The sequence below is a fragment of the Cupriavidus sp. 05L310 genome (genome assembly GCF_056398185.1).
Window position 1 is genome coordinate 59286 of sequence record NZ_JBFTOX010000010.1, and the last position, 18659, is coordinate 77944.

An 18659-nucleotide genomic window follows, 5' to 3' on the forward strand; every position below is an offset into this window, starting at 1 on the left:
TTGGGAGTGCATGCGTCGGTCCTGGGTGTCGCGCGCCGCGCCGCCTATGCTTGCGCGGCGTCTGGCTTGTGCAAGGGCACCGCCCCGTCGGCGGTATCGCTTTCGCCTCCCTCGTCCAGCGTGGGTCCGCTCGACAACTGACCTTCCCATTTGGCCACCACGGCTGCCGCAATCGAATTTCCCACCGCGTTGGTGGCCGAGCGGCCCATGTCCAGGAATTGGTCCACCCCCATGATCAGCAGCAGGCCGGCCTCTGGCAGACTGAACTGGTTCAGCGTGGCCGCGATGACCACCAGCGATGCGCGCGGCACGCCGGCCATGCCTTTCGAGGTCAGCATCAGCAGCAAAAGCATGGTGATCTGGGTGCCCAAGGGCAGGTGGATGTCATAGGCCTGCGAGATGAACAGTACGGCGAACGTGCAGTACATCATCGAACCGTCCAGGTTGAAGGAGTAGCCCATTGGCAGCACAAAACTCGAGATCTTGCGGTCGACACCGAATTTGTCGAGGGCTTCCAGCAGCTTGGGATAGGCGGCTTCCGAGCTTGCGGTCGAGAATGCCAGCAGGAACGGCTCGCGAATCAGGCGGACCAGCACCAGGGCCCGCTTGCCCAGGAACGCGATCCCCGCCAGGACGAGCAGTGACCACAGCACCAGCAATGACAAGTAGAAGCCGCCCATGAACTTGGCAAACGTCACGAGGATCGCCAGGCCTTGCGTGGTGATCGTCGACGCGATGGCGGCAAACACGGCCGCCGGCGCCAGCCACATCACCGCACTCGTGATCTTCAGCATCACCTGGACCAGATCCTCGATGACGCCGGCCATGCGCTTGCCCTTTTCGCCAAGCGTCGACAGCGCGGTCCCGAAGAAGATCGAGAAGACCAGGATCTGCAGGATTTCGTTGTTTGCCATGGCCTCCGCCGCCGAGCGGGGAACCAGGTGGATGACGAAGTCCTTCAGTGTGAAGGCATTGGTTTTGAGGCTGGTGGCGGTGCCAACCTCGGGCAACGGCAGTCCGAGGTTGTGGCCCGGTTGCAGCATCGTTGCCATGATCAGGCCGAGGGTCAGCGAGACGAGCGATGCGGTGATGAACCAACCCATCGCCTTGACGCCGACGCGCCCCACAGTGCTGGCATCCCCCATATGGGCGATGCCCATCACCAGCGTGGAGAAGACCAGCGGGGCGATGATCATCTTGATTAGTCGCAGGAAGACATCGGTGATGATCGAGAAATAGCCGGCAACGTCCTTCGCGGCCTTGGGATCCGGGAAGGCAATATTGCAGGCGTAGCCGACCACGCCGCCAAGTACCATCGCGATGACGATGTAGGTGGTGATATGGAGATGTTTTCCCATGGCCGGCCCCTGGCGGTTGCAGAGCGATCTTGTGCATGGCAGGCGCTGGCCGCTCGCCCCGCATTTTGACCTGGCTGACTCGGCACTGACCACGTGCTTGATGCAACTCTTCAGCGGCGGGAAATGGTCCGAAATTCGGTTCCAGCTACTCGAAATGCGGTGGTCTGCACGTAAGTAACGATAGGCGCTCGCACCGATGATGTGCAAGCCAGAGATCATGTGCCAGATCACAAAACTGGCGCGGCAGATGTCCTGAGGCGCCTGCATGCCGTCCGGCGGGCGGCCGGCGCTGCCATCCCGTTGACCTGGATCAACCCGCCCCCCCGTCTGTCTCCTAATCTTTCACAGAGATATCGAAATCCGGTGGATTCCCGATCAAGGCAGTCTGAAATGCCTTCGCGGGATTGCGGAGTGCCATTGGCCTTGTCGGCGTACAGCCAGGGCCGCGCGAAGCGATGGCTTGTGCGTGTTTAGCGGGTATTGAATGCCACCACCACGGTACCTTTGATTTGCGGATTCCTGAGGAGAACAGGATGATCATGCATCTGAATTTCCGCACTGTGATGGCAGCGGTGTGCACGACGCTGGTGATCGCATCGGGCCCTGCCCGTGGCGACGAAATCCCGCTGATCACCGGCAAGCATTGGATCGAGTCATCGGAGCAGGCGAAGAAGGCTTACCTCATTGGCATCGCCAATGTCATCCAGGTTGATATCGCGTATCGCGCTCAGGTGGGCAATTCACCACCAGACACGCAAAGCGTCATTCCTCGCCTGGCGAAGGGGCTGCAGGGCCAGACACTCGAAACGGTGCGGGAAGGACTGGATCGGTGGTACGCCACGCATTCCGATCGGCTTCAGCGGCCGGTTATCGAAACGATCTGGTTCGAAATGGTCGTTCCCGGACTTCAGCGCAACAAGTAGGTGAAACGCATGAAATCACTCGGACTGATCGGTGCAACGCTTGCCCTAGTCGGCATTGTCGGGTGCACGAACATGACGCCGCAACAACAAGGGACGATGTCGGGCGCGGGCGTGGGCGCGTTGGCCGGCGCAGGCATCGCCGCCATCGCGGGCGGGAGCGCCTGGACCGGTGCCGCGGTAGGCGCTGTCGCTGGCGGTGTCGCGGGCAACATCAAGGGAGGCAAGCAGCAGTAAGGCGCGTCCGCCGCTTCGCTGCAAGACCGGGCATGGAGACTTGCCTCATCCTCCGGCCCTGGCTTGAGCACGGAGCGGCTGGCGCAAACCTGAAAATGGGGAGTGCCACATGTCCAAGAATAGGAAGGGAAAGAGCGAGAGTGCCGCACCTCAAACCGGGACGCGTTACTTGTCGGCCGATGATCGCGCCACCGAAGGGCGGGCACTGCGCGACACGGTGCCGCGCGCATCGCATGCTGGATGGACGGCGCCCAAGGATCGCCGCGACCCGATTGAACTCCTGATCGAATCCAATGAGGGCCGCATCCTGAGCCTGACCCCGATCCGCTTCGGGCGCATGGCGGCTTCGCCATTCGCGTTCTATCGCGGCGCGGCCGTACTGATGGCAGCCGACCTTGCCAGCACCCCGACGAGCGGGATCCGGGTGCAGGCGTGCGGCGATGCGCACCTGATGAACTTCGGCGGCTTCGCGACGCCCGAGCGCAACGTGATTTTCGACGTCAACGATCTCGACGAGACACTGCCGGCCCCTTTCGAGTGGGACCTGAAGCGGCTTGCAGCCAGCGTGGTCGTGGCGGCGCAACATCTGGAGCTGCCCCGCAGCGACGCGGGACGCGTGGCCACGGATCTCGTGCGCGAATACCGCGAGCGGATGGACAATTTCGCCGGGATGCGGGCGCTCGACGTCTGGTACAACAGGATCGACCTGCAAAAGTATGAAGACCGGACGGGCAATCCGGCTGTCGTGGCGGCGACTCGCAAGCGCTTGGAGGAGCGGCTCGAATCGGAGCGGCGCAAGACGGTGCCTGACCATCTGTATCCGAAGCTCGTCTCGGAGGAAGGGGTCAAGCCCAGGATCAAGGATGAACCCCCCCTGATTTTCCATCCGACGGAAGAACAGGCTCCCGGTCTCGGGGCAGGGTACACGGAAGCCATTGCCTCGTATCGGGAGAGCTTGCCCGAGCATGTCCGGACATTGTTCGACCGCTTCCACTACGTCGACCTGGCCCTCAAGGTCGTCGGCGTGGGAAGCGTTGGCACGATGTGCGCAGTGGGACTGTTCATGGCGGCGGACAATGACCCGCTGTTCCTGCAAGTGAAGGAGGCGAAGGCCTCCGTGCTCGAGCCCTATGCGGGCAAGAGCCTGCACGCCAATCATGGCCAGCGCGTCATCGTGGGACAGCGCCTCATGCAGTCGGCCAGCGATGTGTTCCTTGGATGGACCCGAGGCGTGAACGGCCGCGAATTCTATGTCCGCCAGCTTCGCGACATGAAGTTGTCCGCGGTTATCGAGGACTGGGATACAGGGTTGTTGCGGCAATACGCGCGGATGTGCGCGCATGCCCTGGCTCGCGCGCATGCCCGCTCCGGCGATGCCGCGGTGATCGCCGGATACATGGGTTCCGGGCAATCCTTCGACGACGCTGTGGGCGAATTTGCGACCGAGTATGCCTCCCAGAACCGAAGCGACTATCGGGCGTTCCTCAGTGCAATCAGAGAGGGCCGGATCACGGTGATGGTCGAAGACTAGGCAGGAACGCTGCCGGGGATTTCCGGGGAACTGCTCTCGGCGTGGAGAGGCCAACAATGAACGCTCGCGTCTCGGAGCCCGGCGCCGCCCGGGATTCGCCCCTGACTACGCAAGACTTCTCGCTCGTCCTGGGCGGGCCACTCTTCCAGCTTCTGCGTAAGGCACACCTGGCCGATGACGCGTTGCAGCTGGTGCACCAGCGCATCATCGTCATGTCCTTGTTCGCCTGGCTACCGCTCCTGGTGCTGTCAGCGGCTGAGGGACAGCTGCTGGGCGGCCGAGTGACCTTGCCTTTTCTGCTGGACATCGAAGCGCATGCGCGCTTCCTGCTGGTGATGCCGCTGTTGATCGCTTCAGAGCTGGTGGTGCACCTTCGCATGCGGCCGGTGGCGAGGCTGTTCATAGAGCGCAAGCTGATTCCCGAAAACGCCTCGATGCGATTCGAGGCGGCTATCGCGTCGGCGTTCCGGCTGCGGAATTCCGTGCTCACCGAGTTGCTCCTGATCGGCATCGTGTATGGCGTCGGCATCCTCGTCATCTGGCGGCACTACACGGCGCTCGACGCCGCCACATGGTACGTGACATCGTCCGCCGAAGGCTCGAGACTCTCGCTTGCCGGCATGTGGTATGGCTACGTGAGCCTGCCTGTCTTCCAGTTCCTGTTGTGTCGCTGGTACTTCAGGCTCCTTGTCTGGATCCGTTTTCTCTGGCAGGTGTCACGCATCAAGTTGATCCTGATTCCCATGCATCCGGACCGCGTCGGCGGCCTGGGATTTCTCGCCCAGGCGGTCCATGCCTTCGCGCTGCTTGCCATGGCGCACGGCGTGCTGCTGGCTGGGCAACTCGCCAACCGCATCTTCTATCTCGGGGCCACGCTGCCTGAGTACAAGGTACAGATCGCGGTCATGGTCATTTTCCTGCTGTGCCTTGTACTTGGCCCGTTGCTGGTGTTTTCGCCTCAGCTGGCGGAGGCGAAGCGCACGGGCCTGCGTGAATACGGCACGCTGGCGGAGCGCTACGTACGCGAGTTCGATGCCAAGTGGCTACGCGGAGGAGCCGCTCCCGATGAATCGCTTGTGGGTAGCGGCGATATCCAGTCCCTCGCGGATCTGGGCAACAGCTTCGACGTTGTGCGGACGATGCGCATTGCCCCGATTACGCGAGAATCCGTCATGCAGGTCGCCGTGGCCACCCTTTTGCCGGTCCTGCCGCTGGCGCTGACCATGATGCCGTTGGAAGCGCTGCTCAAGATGATGTTCGGCCTGTTGTTCTAGGCGACCGTTCCCCGTCCGGCATTGCCACCCTCCTGGGAGCGGTAGCGTGCGATGGTCTGTTATTCCCGCTCAACCGCGCCTGGAAAAACCGGCCGGCATCGGCTGCGTGCTCAAGGCGATGACAAGCCTGCTGCTGGTACATCCGGCGAGCCAACGCACGGGGCCGGGTCCTTGATATCATCCGTCGCATGCTGCCCGATATCCTCATCCCCCACACCGAATACGAAATCACCGCGATCCGCGCGCAAGGCGCCGGCGGGCAGAACATCAACAAGGTCTCCAACGCGGTTCACCTGCGTTTCGATGTTCGCGCATCGTCTCTGGAAGAGGGGCACAAGGCGCGGCTGCTGCAGCTTCACGATCACCGCATCACGCGCGACGGCGTGGTGGTGATCAAGGCGCAACAGCACCGCAGCCTGGAGATGAACCGCGAGGAAGCCGTGCAGCGTTTGCACGACCTGGTGCGCAGCGTGGCCACGCCGCCGCGCGCGCGCCGTCCCACGCGGCCAACCTACGGGTCCAAGATGCGGCGCCTGGAAGGCAAGAGCCAGCGCAGCCAGGTCAAGGCACAGCGCGGCAAAGTCGTGGACTGAGCGCCAACGCCACGTCACATCGCGCATTCGCCGCGCGTACCCGTCCCCGCGCCCGCGTATCCCGCCGCCCCCTTATTGGTGGCGCTTCGTGACGCGGTTCGCGAACGCGGCCGCGTCCGCCAGTGCGCGCCGCGCTTCCGGCAGGAAGGGATGGTAGAGCTGCCAGACATGCGGCACGCCGTGCCAGACGTGCAGCTCGGCCGCGCCGCCGGCCGCCCTGGCGCGTTCCACCAGCCGGCGCGAATCGTCGAGCAGCACTTCCTTGTCGCTGGCCTGCACATAGAGCGGCGGCAGCGCCGCCAGCGCGGCCGGGTCGGCGTAGAGGGGCGAGACCAGCGGGTCGGTGGCGGCGGTGTCGCCCAGGTACAGGCGCGCAGCGCGGGCGATCGACTCACCGTGGAACATGACGTCGTGGCGCTCGTTGCTGCGCAAGGTTTCGCCGGTAGCCGCCAGGTCCGTCCACGGCGAGAAGAGCAGCGCCCCCGCGGGCAGCGCCGTGCCGCGCGCCTGTAGCGCGAGCAACGTCGCCAGCGCCAGCCCGCCGCCGGCGGAATCGCCGGCAATCACGATGTTGCGTGGCGCAATACCGAGTGCGAGCAGCGCCGAGTAGGCATCGACGGCATCGTCCAGCGCGGCGGGGAAGGGATGCTCGGGCGCCAGCCGGTAGTCCAGCGAGAACACCGGCATGCCGGTCCCGCGCGCCAGTGCCAGCGTCAGCGGACGGTGCGTCTGCGGCGTGCAGAAGTAGTAGCCGCCGCCGTGCAGGTAGAACAGCGTGGGGACATCGGCGTGCGCGGCGGCGCCATCGCGGCGCGTCCATTCGCCCGGCAACGCGGCCGCCTCGGAGCGTTCGATGCGCCAGCCCGCCGGCACGCGCGCGTTCTGCCCGAACTGCGCCATCGCGCGGCGGGTGCCGGCCACGTCGATCTGCGCCGGCGGCGCGCCGCGCTTCAGGCGCTTTCTCAATCCGTAAGACAGCAACAGGTTCTGCAGGCTCATCGGGCTCCTCGCTCGGTGGTCAGGACTCGGTGTGGAGGCTTGCGGCGTTCAGTGCGGCCGGCGCTCCGGCGGCTTGCGTTTGCGCGCCGGGGCGGGTGCCGGTTGTGCCTGGCTTTGCTCGCGCTCTTGCGCCCGCTGCTGTTCGGCGGCGCCGCGCAGCAGCCAGCCGATCAACTGCCTGGATTGCTGGATGCGCTGGCGCCGGCCCTTGGCGCTGTCTTCGAGATAATCCGTCGACAAGTGGAACAGGTAGGACACCACGTAGCCGCACAGGTCGTCGATGACCGGGCGGGACAGCCCGGGGCACAACGCCAGCCGCTCGATGTCTTCCGCCATTTCGGCGGCGATGTCCGCCAGCAACTGGCGCACCGCGTCGCGCAGCGCGGGTTGGGGGCCGGTGCTGCCGCACACACCGACAAAGAAGGCGTCGGGGTGGGCGTCGGCGTAGGCGAAGAATGCGTCGCAGGCACGCGTGGCGACTTCGCCGGGATTGTCGCGCGCCACGGCCCAGCGCACCGCGCGCAGCATGGGCCGCAACTCGTTGCTGACCTCGGCCACCGCGGTCAGCGCCAGGTCTTCCATATCGCGGAAGTGGCGATAGAACGTGTTGGGGTTGAGCCCCGCCTCGCGCGCCAGTTCGCGCAGGCCCAGGCCGGCGAAGCTGCGCCTGGCCGCGGCCAGGCGCAGCGCCGCGTCGATCAGTTTGCGTTTGCCGCCGGCAACGTCTTCCATGGTCACAGCCAAAAAGTTAATGCCGGGATACCCCGGCGTGGTCATGCTTCGGTTTGGAATTGACACTCGGTCTACATTCGTCTACTTTGCTGCAAAAGTAGACGAATGTCTACGCCGACTTGCGGGGGCAGCGATGCACCCCGCAAGAAAATAACGAACAAGAGACACAAGGCGGCCGCGTGCCCCTTGGCCCAATCCTGGCGATCCGCTCGCCGACTACCACCAGGTGAACCGACCATGCAGCGCGACTCCGCTCCCGCCGTGCCCGCCGCAACCCTGTCCGCCGCGCCGGCCGTGTCCGCCCTCGCGCCGATTCCGTGCGACGCCGGCTGGCCGCTGGTCGGCAACCTGCTGCAAGTCACGCCCGGCAAGGTCGCGCAGCATCTGCTGGCACGCAGCCGCCATTTCGGTGGCATCTTCGAACTTGATTTCGCCGGGCGCCGCGTGGCGTTCGTCAGCGATGCCGCGCTGGCGGGCGAGCTGTCGGACGGGCAGCGCTTTCGCAAGATCGTCGGGCCGCCGCTGTCCTACCTGCGCGACCTGGCAGGCGACGGCCTGTTCACCGCGCACGGGGAGGAAGAGAACTGGGGACGCGCCCACCGCATCCTGATGCCGGCGTTCAGCCAGCGCGCGATGAAAGGCTACTTCGACGTGATGCTGCGCGTGGCCAACCGCCTGGTCGACAAATGGGACCGCCAGGGCGCCGACACCGACATCGCGATCGCCGACGACATGACCCGGCTCACGCTGGACACCATCGCGCTGTCGGGTTTCGGCTATGACTTCGATTCATTCTCGCGCGAGCAGCTCCACCCCTTTATCGATGCGATGGTCGGCGCGCTGGAAGAGGCCATGGGCAAGCTGACCCGCTTCGCGCTGCAGGACAAGTTCATGCACGCGGCGCACCGCAAGTTCGCCGAGGACATCCGCTACATGCGCGAGCTGGTGGACGAGGTGGTGAGGCAACGCCGCGCCGCGGCCGGGAAGGATGCCGGCCAGCCGCCGGCGCACGACCTGCTCAACCTGATGCTGGACGCGCGCGATCCCGACACCGACCAGCGCCTGGACGATGTGAATATCCGCAATCAGGTCATCACCTTCCTGATCGCAGGGCACGAGACCACCAGCGGCTTGCTGACCTTCGCGCTGTACGAACTGCTGCGTAATCCCGGCGTGCTGGCGCAGGCCTATGCCGAAGTGGATGCCGTGCTGCCGGGAGATGCACCGCCGGTCTATGCCGACCTTGCCAGGCTCCAGGTGATCGACCGCGTGCTCAAGGAAACACTGCGCCTGTGGCCCACCGCGCCCGCTTTTGCGGTGGCGCCGTTCGAGGACACCGTGATCGGGGGGCGCTACCTGATCCACAAGAACCGCCGCGTTTCGGTGGTGCTCACCGCGCTGCACCGCGACCCCAAGGTGTGGGCCGATCCCGAACGCTTCGACATCGACCGCTTCCTGCCGGAGCACGAAGCCAGGCTCCATCCGCACGCCTACAAGCCGTTCGGCAATGGCGAGCGCGCCTGCATCGGGCGCCAGTTCGCGCTCACCGAGGCCAAGCTGGCGCTGGCGCTGATGCTGCGCAACTTCCAGTTCAGCGATCCGCACGACTACCAGTTCCGCATCAAGGAAACGCTGACCCTGAAGCCGGATGCGTTCACGTTGAGGGCGCGCAGGCGCCGACCGCATGAGCGCATCGCCGCCGCCGCGGCGGCCGGCGCGGCCAGCGTCCAGTCGCAACGCCCGGCGGTGCGGGGCAATGGCCAGGCCCTTGCCGTACTGTGCGGGTCGAGCCTGGGCACCGCGCGCGAACTGGCCGAGCAGATCCACGCCGGTGCGCTGGCGGCCGGCTTCCATGCCACGCTGCGCGACCTGGATGACGCGATTGGCGCGCTGCCCGCCGAAGGCCTGGCGGTGATCGTGGCGGCCACCTACAATGGCCGCGCGCCCGATTCGGCGCGGCGCTTCGAGGCCATGCTCGACGGCGCGGCTGTGGATAACTATCGCGCCGGAGACCTGCGCTTTGCCGTGCTCGGCTGCGGCAATTCGCAGTGGGCCACCTATCAGGCATTCCCCAAACGCCTGCACGACTTCTTCGGCGCTGCCGGCGCCACGCCATTGCTCGCGCGCGGTGAAGCCGACGGCAACGGCGATTTCGACCAGGCGGCGGAGTCGTGGCTCGCCGGGCTGTGGCAATCGCTGCAGGCGCTGCGTGTGGAGCAGGGCGCGGCGCCCGATGCGGCGGGCGCGAGCCACATCGAAGTGCGCCTGCGCGATATCGCCACGATCCGCGCCGGCACGCTGCCGCCGTCGACGCAGGCCTTCACGGTGCTGGCCAACACCGAACTGGTGAACGATCCTGCCGGCCTGTGGGACTTTGCGCAGGAAGCGCCGCGCACTTCCACGCGCGATATCCGGCTGCGCCTGCCCGAAGGCGCGAGCTATGCCACCGGCGATCATCTCGCGGTCTATCCGCAGAACCATCCGGCCACCGTACGCGACCTGTGCGAGCGGCTCGATCTCGATCCGGAGGCCATGGTGACGCTGTCCGCCGCGCATGCATCCGCCGCGCGCGGCCTGCCGCTGGAGGAGGCGCTGCCCTTGCGCGCGCTGCTGACACATTTCATCGAACTGCAGGACGTGGTGTCGCGCCAGACGCTGCGCACGCTGGTGCAATACACGCGCTGCCCGTTCACGCGCGCGGCGCTGGAACGGCTCGGGTCGGACCATGCGGAAGACGGCTACGCCGCGCGCGTCGCCGCGCAGCGGCTGGGGCTGGTGGACGTGCTGGTGAGCCATCCCGCGATCGCGCTGACGCTGCCGGGCTTGCTGGCCTGCACGGTGCCGATGCGCCCGCGCTTCTACTCTATCGCCTCGTCGCCGGCGGTATCGCCCGACGTGGCGACGATCACCGTCGGCATGGTGTTGTCGGCGGCATTGTCGGGCCGCGGCCTGTTCCGCGGCGTGGCATCCACCTGGCTGCAGGGACTCGCGCCGGGCGCCGTGGTGGCGGCGGCGATCCGTACGCCCAATCCGGCCTTCGCGCCCGATCCCGATCCGGCGCGGCCGATGATCCTGGTCGGGCCAGGCACCGGCATCGCGCCGTTCCGCGGATTCCTGGAAGAGCGCGCGGCGCAAATGGCAGCTGGCCAGGCGGTGGCAGCCAGCCGTCTCTACTACGGCTGCCGCCATCCGGAGCACGACTGGCTCTACCGCGACGATGTGGCGCGCTGGCAGGCCGGGGGCGTGGTGCAGGCGCATGCCGCCTATTCCACCGCCGGCGCGCCGGACCAGCGCTATGTGCAGCATCTGCTATGGCGCGATCGCGAAACCGTGTGGGCGATGCTGCAGGACGGCGCCACGATCTACGTGTGCGGCGATGGCCGGCTGATGGCGCCGGCGGTGCGCCGCACGCTGATCGAGATCGCCGCGCAGCAGGGCGGCATGAGCAAGGCCGCGGCGTCCGACCGGCTTGCGGCGATGGTGGCGCAGGGGCAGTACCGGCAGGACGTGTTCAACTAGCCGGCCAGGTGCCGTCTCGCCTTCGCGCTGGTTGGCAGAAATCTGCGGATCATTGTCAGCCGCCACGGCGCCATATTCCTTACGCTCGGTGTCATCCCCACCGCCCTTACACCGGAGCGCCCGATGGCACGTCCCGCGATGTCCCAGGCCCGGGTCCTGGCAATCTGCCAGGCCCTGTTTACCTCGGCCCTGTCCGTCGATCTGACGCTGACCGGGCTGGTCGGCTACACGCTCGCGCCTGACAAGGCGCTTGCCACGCTGCCGTTTGCGCTGATCACCGTCGCATCGGCCCTCACCGCCATCGCCGCCGCCTTCCTGATCGAGCGGCTGGGCCGCCGCGCGGCATTCAGCCTCGGCGGGCTGGCGTGCTGCGCCGGCGGGCTGGTGTCCGTGTGGGCGATCGCGCACCATGACTTCGCCGCCTTCTGCGTGGGTACCGCGCTGGTCGGCGTGTTCCAGGCCTTCGCGCGCTTCTACCGGCTGGCCGCCGCCGATGCCGCCGCGCCTGCCGACAAGCCGCGCGCGATCTCCACGGTGCTGACCGGCGGCGTGGTGGCGGCCGTGTGCGGCCCCGCCATCGCGGCGTGGAGCAGCAACCTGATGGTGGCGCAGCCCTTCGCGGGCTCCTACGCGGTGGTGTCGGTGTTCGGTCTCGCCACGGTTCTGCTGCTGGTTTTCGGCTACCGGGAGCCGCCCGCCCAAGCCGCCGCCGCGGTAGCCGCCGGGCACGGCGACACGGCACTCCCCGCGCGCCCGCTGGCCGAGATCGCGCGCCAGCCGGTCTTCCTCGCGGCCTTCGCCAACAACGGCATCGGCAATGCGGTGATGATGTTCGTGATGACCGCCACGCCGATCGCCGCGGTGGCGTGCAGCCACACCATCAAGCAGGGCGCGCAGATCATCGAGTGGCACCTCGTCGGGATGTACGCGCCATCCTTCTTCTCCGGCTGGCTGCTGCAGCGCTTTGGCCGCGGGCCGATGCTGATGTGCGGCATCGCGCTCGCTGCGATGGGTTCGCTGGTGGCCCTGGCGTCGACAGCACTGCCGGCCTTCTACGTCGCATTGCTGTGCCTGGGCGTTGGCTGGAATTTCATGTTTGTCGGCGGCACCACCTTGCTGGCGGAGAGCTACCGGCCCGCGGAGCGCGCGCGTACCCAGGCGCTGGCCGAATTCTCGGCCGCCGCGCTGACCGCGCTGGCCACGCTTGCCGCCGGCCAGGTGCTATACCGCCATGGCTGGCAGGCGGTCAACCTGGCGGTGCTGCCCGCGTTGGGGGTGGCGCTGCTGGTCACGCTGGGCTGGCAACGGCAAGCGCCACGCGCGGCGGCGCTGGCGGGGTGACGGCCGGCGCCAGTATGATCGGCGGCTGGCACGCATACACACTCTCGTCGAGACCATCATCCATGCCATCCAGCCCTCCCTTGCCATCCGACCCGCCGCGCATCGTGGTGCTGGTCGCGCCGGACCCCGCGCAGGAGCTTGACGTCACCGGCCCCAGCGCCGTGTTCGGCCATGCCAACCGGCTCGACGGACGGCGCTCGCCCGCCTACGAGATCCGCATCGCCAGCGTGCGCGACGACGGCCTGGTGTGCACCGAGAGCGGCATCCGGCTGCTGGCGGATGCGCCGTATCACCGCATCGGCGAGATGCTGTCAGGCCCGATCGATACCTTGCTGATCGCCGGCGGCTCGGGCCATGCGGCGGCGGCCGAGGACGAGCGGCTGATCGGCTGGATCCGCGAGCAGGCGCCGCGCGTGCGCCGCCTGGGCGCGGTCTGCACCGGCGCTTTCGTGCTGGCGCGCACCGGCCTGCTCGACAGCCATCGCGCCACCACCCACTGGCGCCACGCCGCGCGCCTGGCGCAGCGCCATCCGCTGGTGCAGGTGGACCCGGACCCGATCTGGATTCGCGCCGGCCAGTTGTACACATCGGCCGGCGTCACCGCGGGCATGGACCTGGCGCTGGCGCTGGTGGAGGACGATCTAGGCCACGCCGCATCGCTGGCTGTCGCGCGCGAGCTGGTGCTGTTCCTGCGCCGGCCCGGCAGCCAGGCGCAGTTCTCCACCTTGCTGCAGGCGCAGAGCGCGCAGAGTCCGGAATTACGTGAATTGCAGGGCTGGATGGCGGAGCACCTGGCGCGCGACCTGTCGGTGCCCGTGCTGGCGGAGCGCGTGGCGATGAGCCCGCGCAACTTCGCGCGCGTGTTCGCGCGGCAGGTCGGCGAGACACCGGCGCGCTACGTCGAGCGGCTGCGGGTGGAGGCGGTGCGGCGCATGCTGGAAGAGGACGGGCGGCGGCTGGAAGGCATCGCCCATGCCACCGGCTTTGCCAATGCCGACGTCATGCGGCAGGCGTTCCAGCGGCATGTGCAGACCACGCCGGAGCGGTACCGGGCGGCGTTCAGGACCAGGCCGGCGGAGCGGGGGGAGGTTGCGTAGCGGTGGCTTCCCCCCTCTCCCACCAAGTGGCAGAGGGGGCGGACGAAAGGCGCTTAGCCCTTGGCCTGCAACGCAGCAATCCGCTCCTCGATCGGCGGGTGGCTGGAGAACAGCGACAGCCATGACTTGCCGCCGGCGATCCCCATGGCCTGCATGTTCTGCGGCAGGCCGTCCGGCTCCAGTCCGCCCAGGCGGCGCAGCGCCGCCACCATCGGCGTCGGGCTGCCCATCAGCCTGGCCGCGCCGGCATCGGCACGGTATTCGCGGTGGCGCGAGAAGGTAGCCACGATGATGCTGGCCAGGATGCCGAACACGATCTCGCACACCACCACCGTGATCATGTAGCCGATGCCGGGGCCGCTCGATTCCTCATCGTTCTTGCGCAGCATCGAATCCACGAAGTAGCCCACCACGCGCGCCAGGAAGATCACGAAGGTGTTGACCACGCCCTGGATCAGCGTGAGCGTGACCATGTCGCCGTTGGCGATGTGGGCCACCTCATGCGCCAGCACGGCTTCCACTTCGTCATGCGACATGGTCTGCAGCAGGCCGGTGGAGACCGCCACCAGCGAGTTCTTCTTGGTGGCGCCGGTGGCGAAGGCGTTGGCCTCGCCTTCATAGATGGCGACTTCCGGCATCGGCAGGCCGGCGCGGTCGGCCAGTTTCTGCACGGTCTGCACCAGCCATAGTTCGGTGCTGTTGCCGGGGTGGGTGATGACCTGCGCGCCGGTGGACCACTTGGCGATGGTCTTGGACATCAGCAGCGAAATAAAGGAGCCACCGAAGCCCATCAGCGCGGCAAAGACCAGCAGCATGCCGAGGTTGAGCCCGTTGCTGGTCAGGAAGCGGTTCACGCCCAGCAGGCTGGCGGTGAAGCTGAGGACAAGCATGACGGCGAGGTTGGTCGCCAGGAATAGGAGGACGCGTTTCATGTTTTGATGTGAGGAAGTGATCGATACAGTGGGGAAACCAGGCGCGCGCATTGCGGTCATCGCGGGCACGCCGGGTGCTCACGGCCAACGGAAAAATCGCAAGGGCGAACAACGAGTGCGCGCAAGACCAGCTTGCGCGCGGGGAGAGCATCAGGCGCTGGGTGGGCGCTGCTGGAGAGGAAGGTCGGGGTCGGGCAATGCGCCGGCGCGGTGTGTGGGCGCGCCGCTACCGGCGAGCCCGGCGACAAAGCGCAGGGGCGAGGCCGGCAACAGGGATTCGGCCAGGTCGGCGCCGGGCTGCGAAGGATCGCCAAGATCAGCGGAGCCCGGGGCTTCGTCGGGATCCGCCGCGATGCTGGCAGCGGCCGCGTCGGCGCGATCCCGGTTATCTACAGCGGCGTATGCGGCATCTTGTGCCGCCTGCGCCGCCGCGCCGCACGAATCCGGCTGCGCCCAGCCATGCGACGCCGCGTTGCCGACCGCGCACACGCCCGCGCCTGCCCAGCTCTGGAAGGGCATGACGGCAAGCATCAGAAGCAGCAGCAGGAAGCGGATGGCGCGCACAAATAGATTGGTTTGGGATCGCTCGATATGGGGATTCGACACGAATCCGTGGCGAGAATTCTACAGGATGCGGCATTGCCACATGTAGTACCGCAAGCATCACATCCGGACACTTAGCCGAGGATTTTTTGCGCGGCGCGGGTTCCCCACCAGGCCGCTTCCTCGAACACTGAAACGCCGGACAGGTCGGCGTGGGCGAACAGGACGCGCCCATCGGCAGCGCGCAGCGCCGCTGCGCCTGCGTTGCCGAGAAAGCCGGTGCGCGGCGAGGCCATGGCATGCCCGCGCACGGTGATCTCCACCGCGTCGGCGTGGCGCCAGAAGGCGCGCCCGTAAGCCGTGCGCAGGTCGGTGGTGGCATAGTCCATCAGTTCGGCGGGGCTGGCCTCCGCCAGCCAGCGGCGGGTGTCGGCGAGCGGGCGCGGTGCCGCGCCCGGGTCGGCGGCAGCGTCGAGCGGGCAGTAGGCGGTGAACACCGTGGCCGCCGGCATCGCTTGCCGGATCAGCTGATGGGTGCTCACCACATAGCCCAGCCCGCGCCCGCCGTGCACCACGTTGTCCCAGGCCAGCGGTACGCCGGCTGCCTCCGGCGGGAAGCCGCGCAGGCGGAAGCTCGACACCATCCACGACGCGCTGGGCGGCAGGTGGCGCGCCGGGTCGAATCCGAATTCACGCAGCGGCGCCACACGGGCGGCCACATGCAGCGGCATGGCGCAGATCACGCGGCGCGCACGGATGCGGTAGAGGCGCGGCGGCCGGGCGCCCACGCCGTCCGGCCACCAGGCGCACAGTACCGAGACCTCCCGGCCTTGCTCCCGTACCTGCAAGGCCATGCCGGGGCGGCGCCAGGGCTGCGCGCTGGCCTGTTGCCCCGCGCCGCGGTGCGCATCGATCCGCGCCGAGAGCCGCGTCACCAGCGCATGCAGCCCGTCGGGCCAGGTCAGCACGGCGCCGTCGGCGGCATCGCTCGCATGGCCCGCGCGGCTGGCGAAGTAATACAGGCCGGCCCAGGCGGAGATCAGTTCGTGGCCCGCGCCGTAGTCGTCGCGGCAGCAGTAGTCCACATACGTATGCAGGGTGGGCGACGTATAGCCTTCGGCCAGCATCCATTGCCGCATGCTTTGCCGGTCCAGCGCGGTCCAGGCCGGATCCTGCGAGGCCAGCGCCAGCGGAATGGCGAAGGCCTTGCGTCCATCGCTGCCGCGCGCGGCCTTGAGCTGCTCGACGCGGGCCAGGAAGCGTGCGTGCTGCGCGGCCTCCTCGTCCGGCACGGCATCGCTGGGCAGCAGGCCGTCGTGCCATTTGCCGTCGAAGAGCAGGCGCTCGTCGGGCGCATGCACCAGCGCGCGCTCGTCGAACTCCGGCCGCGCGGCGAAGGGGTCGCGCCGGATCACGCCGGTATCCGCCAGCATCTCGCGGATATGCGTCGATTCGGGCGAGGGCAGCGGCAGGTAGTGCGCGCCGCGCGGGAAGGCCAGGTCGGCGCCGAAATTGCCGCCCGCCGCATTGCCGCCGAACTCCGGCCCGTCCACCAGCACGAAATCCTTCAGCCCGCCGCGCGCCAGCTGCCACGCCGCGCTGAGCCCGGCCACGCCGCCGCCGAGGATGGCAACGTCGGTCACGATCTCGTCCTGCGCGGGTACGGCCGACGGCCAGCTGGCGGCATCGCGCAGCGCATGGCCTTCGGCCATGCCGGGGCGCAACACGACGGGCGCGGGCTCGCGCAGGCCGACGCCCGCCAGGAAGCGGCTGGCATCGTCGCCCAGCCGGTCGCAGCCGGAGAGCAAGCCCAGGCCGGCCGTGCCGGCGCCGGCGATCAGGAAGCGGCGGCGGTCCATTCGGGCTCCCCGTGCAGGCAACGGCAATCAGCGAATGACATTGCGCCAGTCCTGCTCGAAATCATGCACCAGCGTCTGCTCGTTGAGCCGGTTCGCGCGCGCCTCGCGCGGCGCCATGTCGGCGGGGAAGCGGAACATCAGCGCGGTGCTGTCGGCGTCGAGGAACCTGAGCGGCACGCTGTAGCGCGTCGGCGGCGTGTAGTCGGCGCGCTTGGCCGCCAGGATGAAGCCCCACTCGCCGAAGGACGGCACGTAGGCGTGGTAAGGCCAGGTATGCAGGCCCGCTTCGCGCAGCGTGGCGTCGATATCCCAGAACGAGCGCGGCGCGAAGTAGGGCGACGTGGACTGCACCACCGCATAGCCCTTCTCGGCGAGATGGTGCGACATCAGCTTGTACATCGGCACCGAGTACAGCTTGCCGAGCCCGAAGTTGGACGGGTCGGGCAGGTCGACGATGATGGCGTCGAACATCTCGTTGTGCTGTTCCATCCATTGCGCGGCATCGGCATTGACCACCTGCACGCGCGCATCCTTGAGCGAGCCCTGGTTCAGCGCCACCAGCGGTTCGCTGCGCGAGAACAGCGTGGTCATGGCCGGGTCGAGGTCGACCAGCGTGACGTGCTCGATATTCCTGTGCTTGAGGATCTCGCGTACCGCCAGCCCGTCGCCGCCGCCGATCACCAGCACGCGGCGCGCCCAGGGCAGCGCTTGCAGCACCGGATGCACCAAAGCCTCGTGGTAGCGATGCTCGTCGCGCGAGGAGAATTGCAGGTTGCCGTTGATATAGAGGCGCAGGTCATCCTTCCAGCGCGTGATCACCAGGCGCTGGTACGGCGTGCTTTCGCTGTGGATGATCTCGTCGCCGAACATGCCGCGCTCCGCCCAGTGCGTGAGCCGCCCGGAAGCCAGGAAGCCGCCGGCCAGCAGCACCAGCACCAGCGAGGCACGCAGCATGCGCGACATGACCGGCTTGAGTTCGTCGCGGAAGATGTGGATGGTGGCCAGCGCCACGCCGGCATTGAGCATGCCGAACAGGAAGCCGGTGCGCGACAGGCCCAGGCGCGGCGCCAGCACCAGCGGGAACACCAGCGAGACCGCCAGCGCCCCGAGGTAGTCGAAGGTAAGCACGCGGCTGACCAGTTCGCTGAAAGCGGTGCGGCGTGTGTTGAGCACGCGCATGACCAGCGGGATCTCCATGCCCACCAGCACGCCGAGCACGAACACCATGGCGTAGAGCGCGGTGCGAAAGGGTGCCGACAGCCACGCGAACACCACGAACAGCAGCGCGGCGGAGATGCCGCCGAGCAGTCCGATCAGGATCTCGATATCGATGAAGCGCGCCAGCACGTCTTCGTCCTTCACATAGCGCGACAGCCAGGAGCCTACGCCCATGGCGAACAGGTAGCAGCCGATGATGGAAGAGAACTGGAGGATGGAATCGCCCAGCAGGTAGCTGGACAGGGCGCCGGCGATCAGCTCGTAGCCGAGCCCGCAGGACGCCACGATCAACACCGAAAGAACAAGGGTACGGTCGCGCATCAGGTAATCAGTCGGGTCGGCGGTCGGGATCGGATGGGCAGGGGAGGGAGGGGAGCAGGCGAGCCGCGATACAGGATCGGCCTGGCACGCTGTAAATTGTTGTCATTGCTGGAAATGGACAACGATATACTTGAGCGCCGGCGCGGCAGCGTAGCCGGCAAGATACTGCCAAAAGTTGAACCGGA

The 18659-nt window shown here is 67.4% G+C and carries 15 protein-coding genes; 8 read left to right on the forward strand and 7 right to left on the reverse strand.

Annotated elements, in window-relative coordinates; all coding sequences use genetic code 11:
* Positions 1-44: 44 nt before the first annotated feature.
* Entirely contained in the window at positions 45-1358 is a 1314-nt protein-coding gene (locus AC1DS6_RS09280; protein WP_441634512.1) for a dicarboxylate/amino acid:cation symporter, read from the reverse strand.
* A 533-nt stretch (positions 1359-1891) separates the two neighbouring features.
* Between AC1DS6_RS09280 and AC1DS6_RS09285 the strand changes: the two genes are divergently transcribed.
* The 5 genes from AC1DS6_RS09285 (at position 1892) to arfB (ending at position 5913) form a co-directional block, all read left to right on the forward strand.
* Positions 1892-2281 carry a hypothetical protein gene (locus AC1DS6_RS09285; protein ID WP_441634510.1) on the forward strand — a complete coding sequence of 130 codons (390 nt, stop codon included), beginning with the start codon at positions 1892-1894 and terminating at the stop codon, positions 2279-2281.
* Positions 2282-2290: 9 nt separating this feature from the next.
* Entirely contained in the window at positions 2291-2515 is a 225-nt protein-coding gene (locus AC1DS6_RS09290) for a hypothetical protein (RefSeq protein WP_045242279.1), read from the forward strand.
* Between the two features lie 109 nt (positions 2516-2624).
* The gene (locus tag AC1DS6_RS09295) at positions 2625-4046 is read left to right on the forward strand and encodes a DUF2252 domain-containing protein (protein WP_441634508.1); all 1422 of its coding nucleotides are present in this window, start codon (positions 2625-2627) and stop codon (positions 4044-4046) included.
* Between the two features lie 56 nt (positions 4047-4102).
* Positions 4103-5320, forward strand: a complete 1218-nt coding sequence (locus AC1DS6_RS09300; RefSeq protein WP_441634506.1) for a hypothetical protein — start codon at positions 4103-4105, stop codon at positions 5318-5320.
* A 188-nt stretch (positions 5321-5508) separates the two neighbouring features.
* The gene (arfB, locus tag AC1DS6_RS09305; RefSeq protein ID WP_441634504.1) at positions 5509-5913 is read left to right on the forward strand and encodes an alternative ribosome rescue aminoacyl-tRNA hydrolase ArfB; all 405 of its coding nucleotides are present in this window, start codon (positions 5509-5511) and stop codon (positions 5911-5913) included.
* A gap of 72 nt (positions 5914-5985) precedes the next feature.
* Here arfB and AC1DS6_RS09310 read toward each other — a convergent pair whose 3' ends face one another.
* Positions 5986-6912 (reverse strand): alpha/beta hydrolase fold domain-containing protein, encoded by a 927-nt coding sequence (locus tag AC1DS6_RS09310; protein ID WP_441634502.1) that lies wholly within the window; start codon positions 6910-6912, stop codon positions 5986-5988.
* A gap of 48 nt (positions 6913-6960) precedes the next feature.
* Complete coding sequence (locus tag AC1DS6_RS09315) at positions 6961-7644, reverse strand: TetR family transcriptional regulator (protein WP_441634500.1); 684 nt, start codon at positions 7642-7644, stop codon at positions 6961-6963.
* Positions 7645-7881: 237 nt separating this feature from the next.
* Between AC1DS6_RS09315 and AC1DS6_RS09320 the strand changes: the two genes are divergently transcribed.
* From AC1DS6_RS09320 to AC1DS6_RS09330, 3 genes are all read left to right on the forward strand, one after another.
* Positions 7882-11163, forward strand: coding sequence for a bifunctional cytochrome P450/NADPH--P450 reductase (locus tag AC1DS6_RS09320; RefSeq protein ID WP_477102465.1), 3282 nt, complete (start codon positions 7882-7884; stop codon positions 11161-11163).
* A gap of 123 nt (positions 11164-11286) precedes the next feature.
* Positions 11287-12504, forward strand: a complete 1218-nt coding sequence (locus tag AC1DS6_RS09325; RefSeq protein ID WP_441634496.1) for an MFS transporter — start codon at positions 11287-11289, stop codon at positions 12502-12504.
* Between the two features lie 62 nt (positions 12505-12566).
* Positions 12567-13601, forward strand: coding sequence for a GlxA family transcriptional regulator (locus tag AC1DS6_RS09330; protein ID WP_441634494.1), 1035 nt, complete (start codon positions 12567-12569; stop codon positions 13599-13601).
* Between the two features lie 53 nt (positions 13602-13654).
* Here AC1DS6_RS09330 and htpX read toward each other — a convergent pair whose 3' ends face one another.
* The 4 genes from htpX to AC1DS6_RS09350 form a co-directional block, all read right to left on the reverse strand.
* Positions 13655-14533 carry a protease HtpX gene (gene htpX, locus AC1DS6_RS09335; RefSeq protein ID WP_045242287.1) on the reverse strand — a complete coding sequence of 293 codons (879 nt, stop codon included), beginning with the start codon at positions 14531-14533 and terminating at the stop codon, positions 13655-13657.
* A gap of 150 nt (positions 14534-14683) precedes the next feature.
* The gene (locus AC1DS6_RS09340) at positions 14684-15139 is read right to left on the reverse strand and encodes a hypothetical protein (protein ID WP_477102466.1); all 456 of its coding nucleotides are present in this window, start codon (positions 15137-15139) and stop codon (positions 14684-14686) included.
* Positions 15140-15210: 71 nt separating this feature from the next.
* Positions 15211-16935 (reverse strand): NAD(P)-binding protein, encoded by a 1725-nt coding sequence (locus tag AC1DS6_RS09345; protein ID WP_441634489.1) that lies wholly within the window; start codon positions 16933-16935, stop codon positions 15211-15213.
* A gap of 27 nt (positions 16936-16962) precedes the next feature.
* Positions 16963-18474 carry a polyamine aminopropyltransferase gene (locus AC1DS6_RS09350; protein ID WP_441634487.1) on the reverse strand — a complete coding sequence of 504 codons (1512 nt, stop codon included), beginning with the start codon at positions 18472-18474 and terminating at the stop codon, positions 16963-16965.
* Between the last annotated feature and the right edge of the window lie 185 nt (positions 18475-18659).

Excerpts from the sequence above, each read along its gene's own strand:
- AC1DS6_RS09295 (WP_441634508.1), top strand. The coding sequence starts at position 2,625 with ATGTCCAAGAATAGGAAGGGAAAGAGCGAGAGTGCCGCACCTCAAACC.
- AC1DS6_RS09280 (WP_441634512.1), bottom strand. The coding sequence starts at position 1,358 with ATGGGAAAACATCTCCATATCACCACCTACATCGTCATCGCGATGGTA.
- AC1DS6_RS09320 (WP_477102465.1), top strand. The coding sequence starts at position 7,882 with ATGCAGCGCGACTCCGCTCCCGCCGTGCCCGCCGCAACCCTGTCCGCC.
- AC1DS6_RS09310 (WP_441634502.1), bottom strand. The coding sequence starts at position 6,912 with ATGAGCCTGCAGAACCTGTTGCTGTCTTACGGATTGAGAAAGCGCCTG.
- AC1DS6_RS09325 (WP_441634496.1), top strand. The coding sequence starts at position 11,287 with ATGGCACGTCCCGCGATGTCCCAGGCCCGGGTCCTGGCAATCTGCCAG.
- AC1DS6_RS09315 (WP_441634500.1), bottom strand. The coding sequence starts at position 7,644 with ATGGAAGACGTTGCCGGCGGCAAACGCAAACTGATCGACGCGGCGCTG.
- arfB (WP_441634504.1), top strand. The coding sequence starts at position 5,509 with ATGCTGCCCGATATCCTCATCCCCCACACCGAATACGAAATCACCGCG.
- AC1DS6_RS09285 (WP_441634510.1), top strand. The coding sequence starts at position 1,892 with ATGATCATGCATCTGAATTTCCGCACTGTGATGGCAGCGGTGTGCACG.
- AC1DS6_RS09290 (WP_045242279.1), top strand. The coding sequence starts at position 2,291 with ATGAAATCACTCGGACTGATCGGTGCAACGCTTGCCCTAGTCGGCATT.
- AC1DS6_RS09345 (WP_441634489.1), bottom strand. The coding sequence starts at position 16,935 with ATGGACCGCCGCCGCTTCCTGATCGCCGGCGCCGGCACGGCCGGCCTG.
- AC1DS6_RS09350 (WP_441634487.1), bottom strand. The coding sequence starts at position 18,474 with ATGCGCGACCGTACCCTTGTTCTTTCGGTGTTGATCGTGGCGTCCTGC.
- htpX (WP_045242287.1), bottom strand. The coding sequence starts at position 14,533 with ATGAAACGCGTCCTCCTATTCCTGGCGACCAACCTCGCCGTCATGCTT.
- AC1DS6_RS09300 (WP_441634506.1), top strand. The coding sequence starts at position 4,103 with ATGAACGCTCGCGTCTCGGAGCCCGGCGCCGCCCGGGATTCGCCCCTG.
- AC1DS6_RS09330 (WP_441634494.1), top strand. The coding sequence starts at position 12,567 with ATGCCATCCAGCCCTCCCTTGCCATCCGACCCGCCGCGCATCGTGGTG.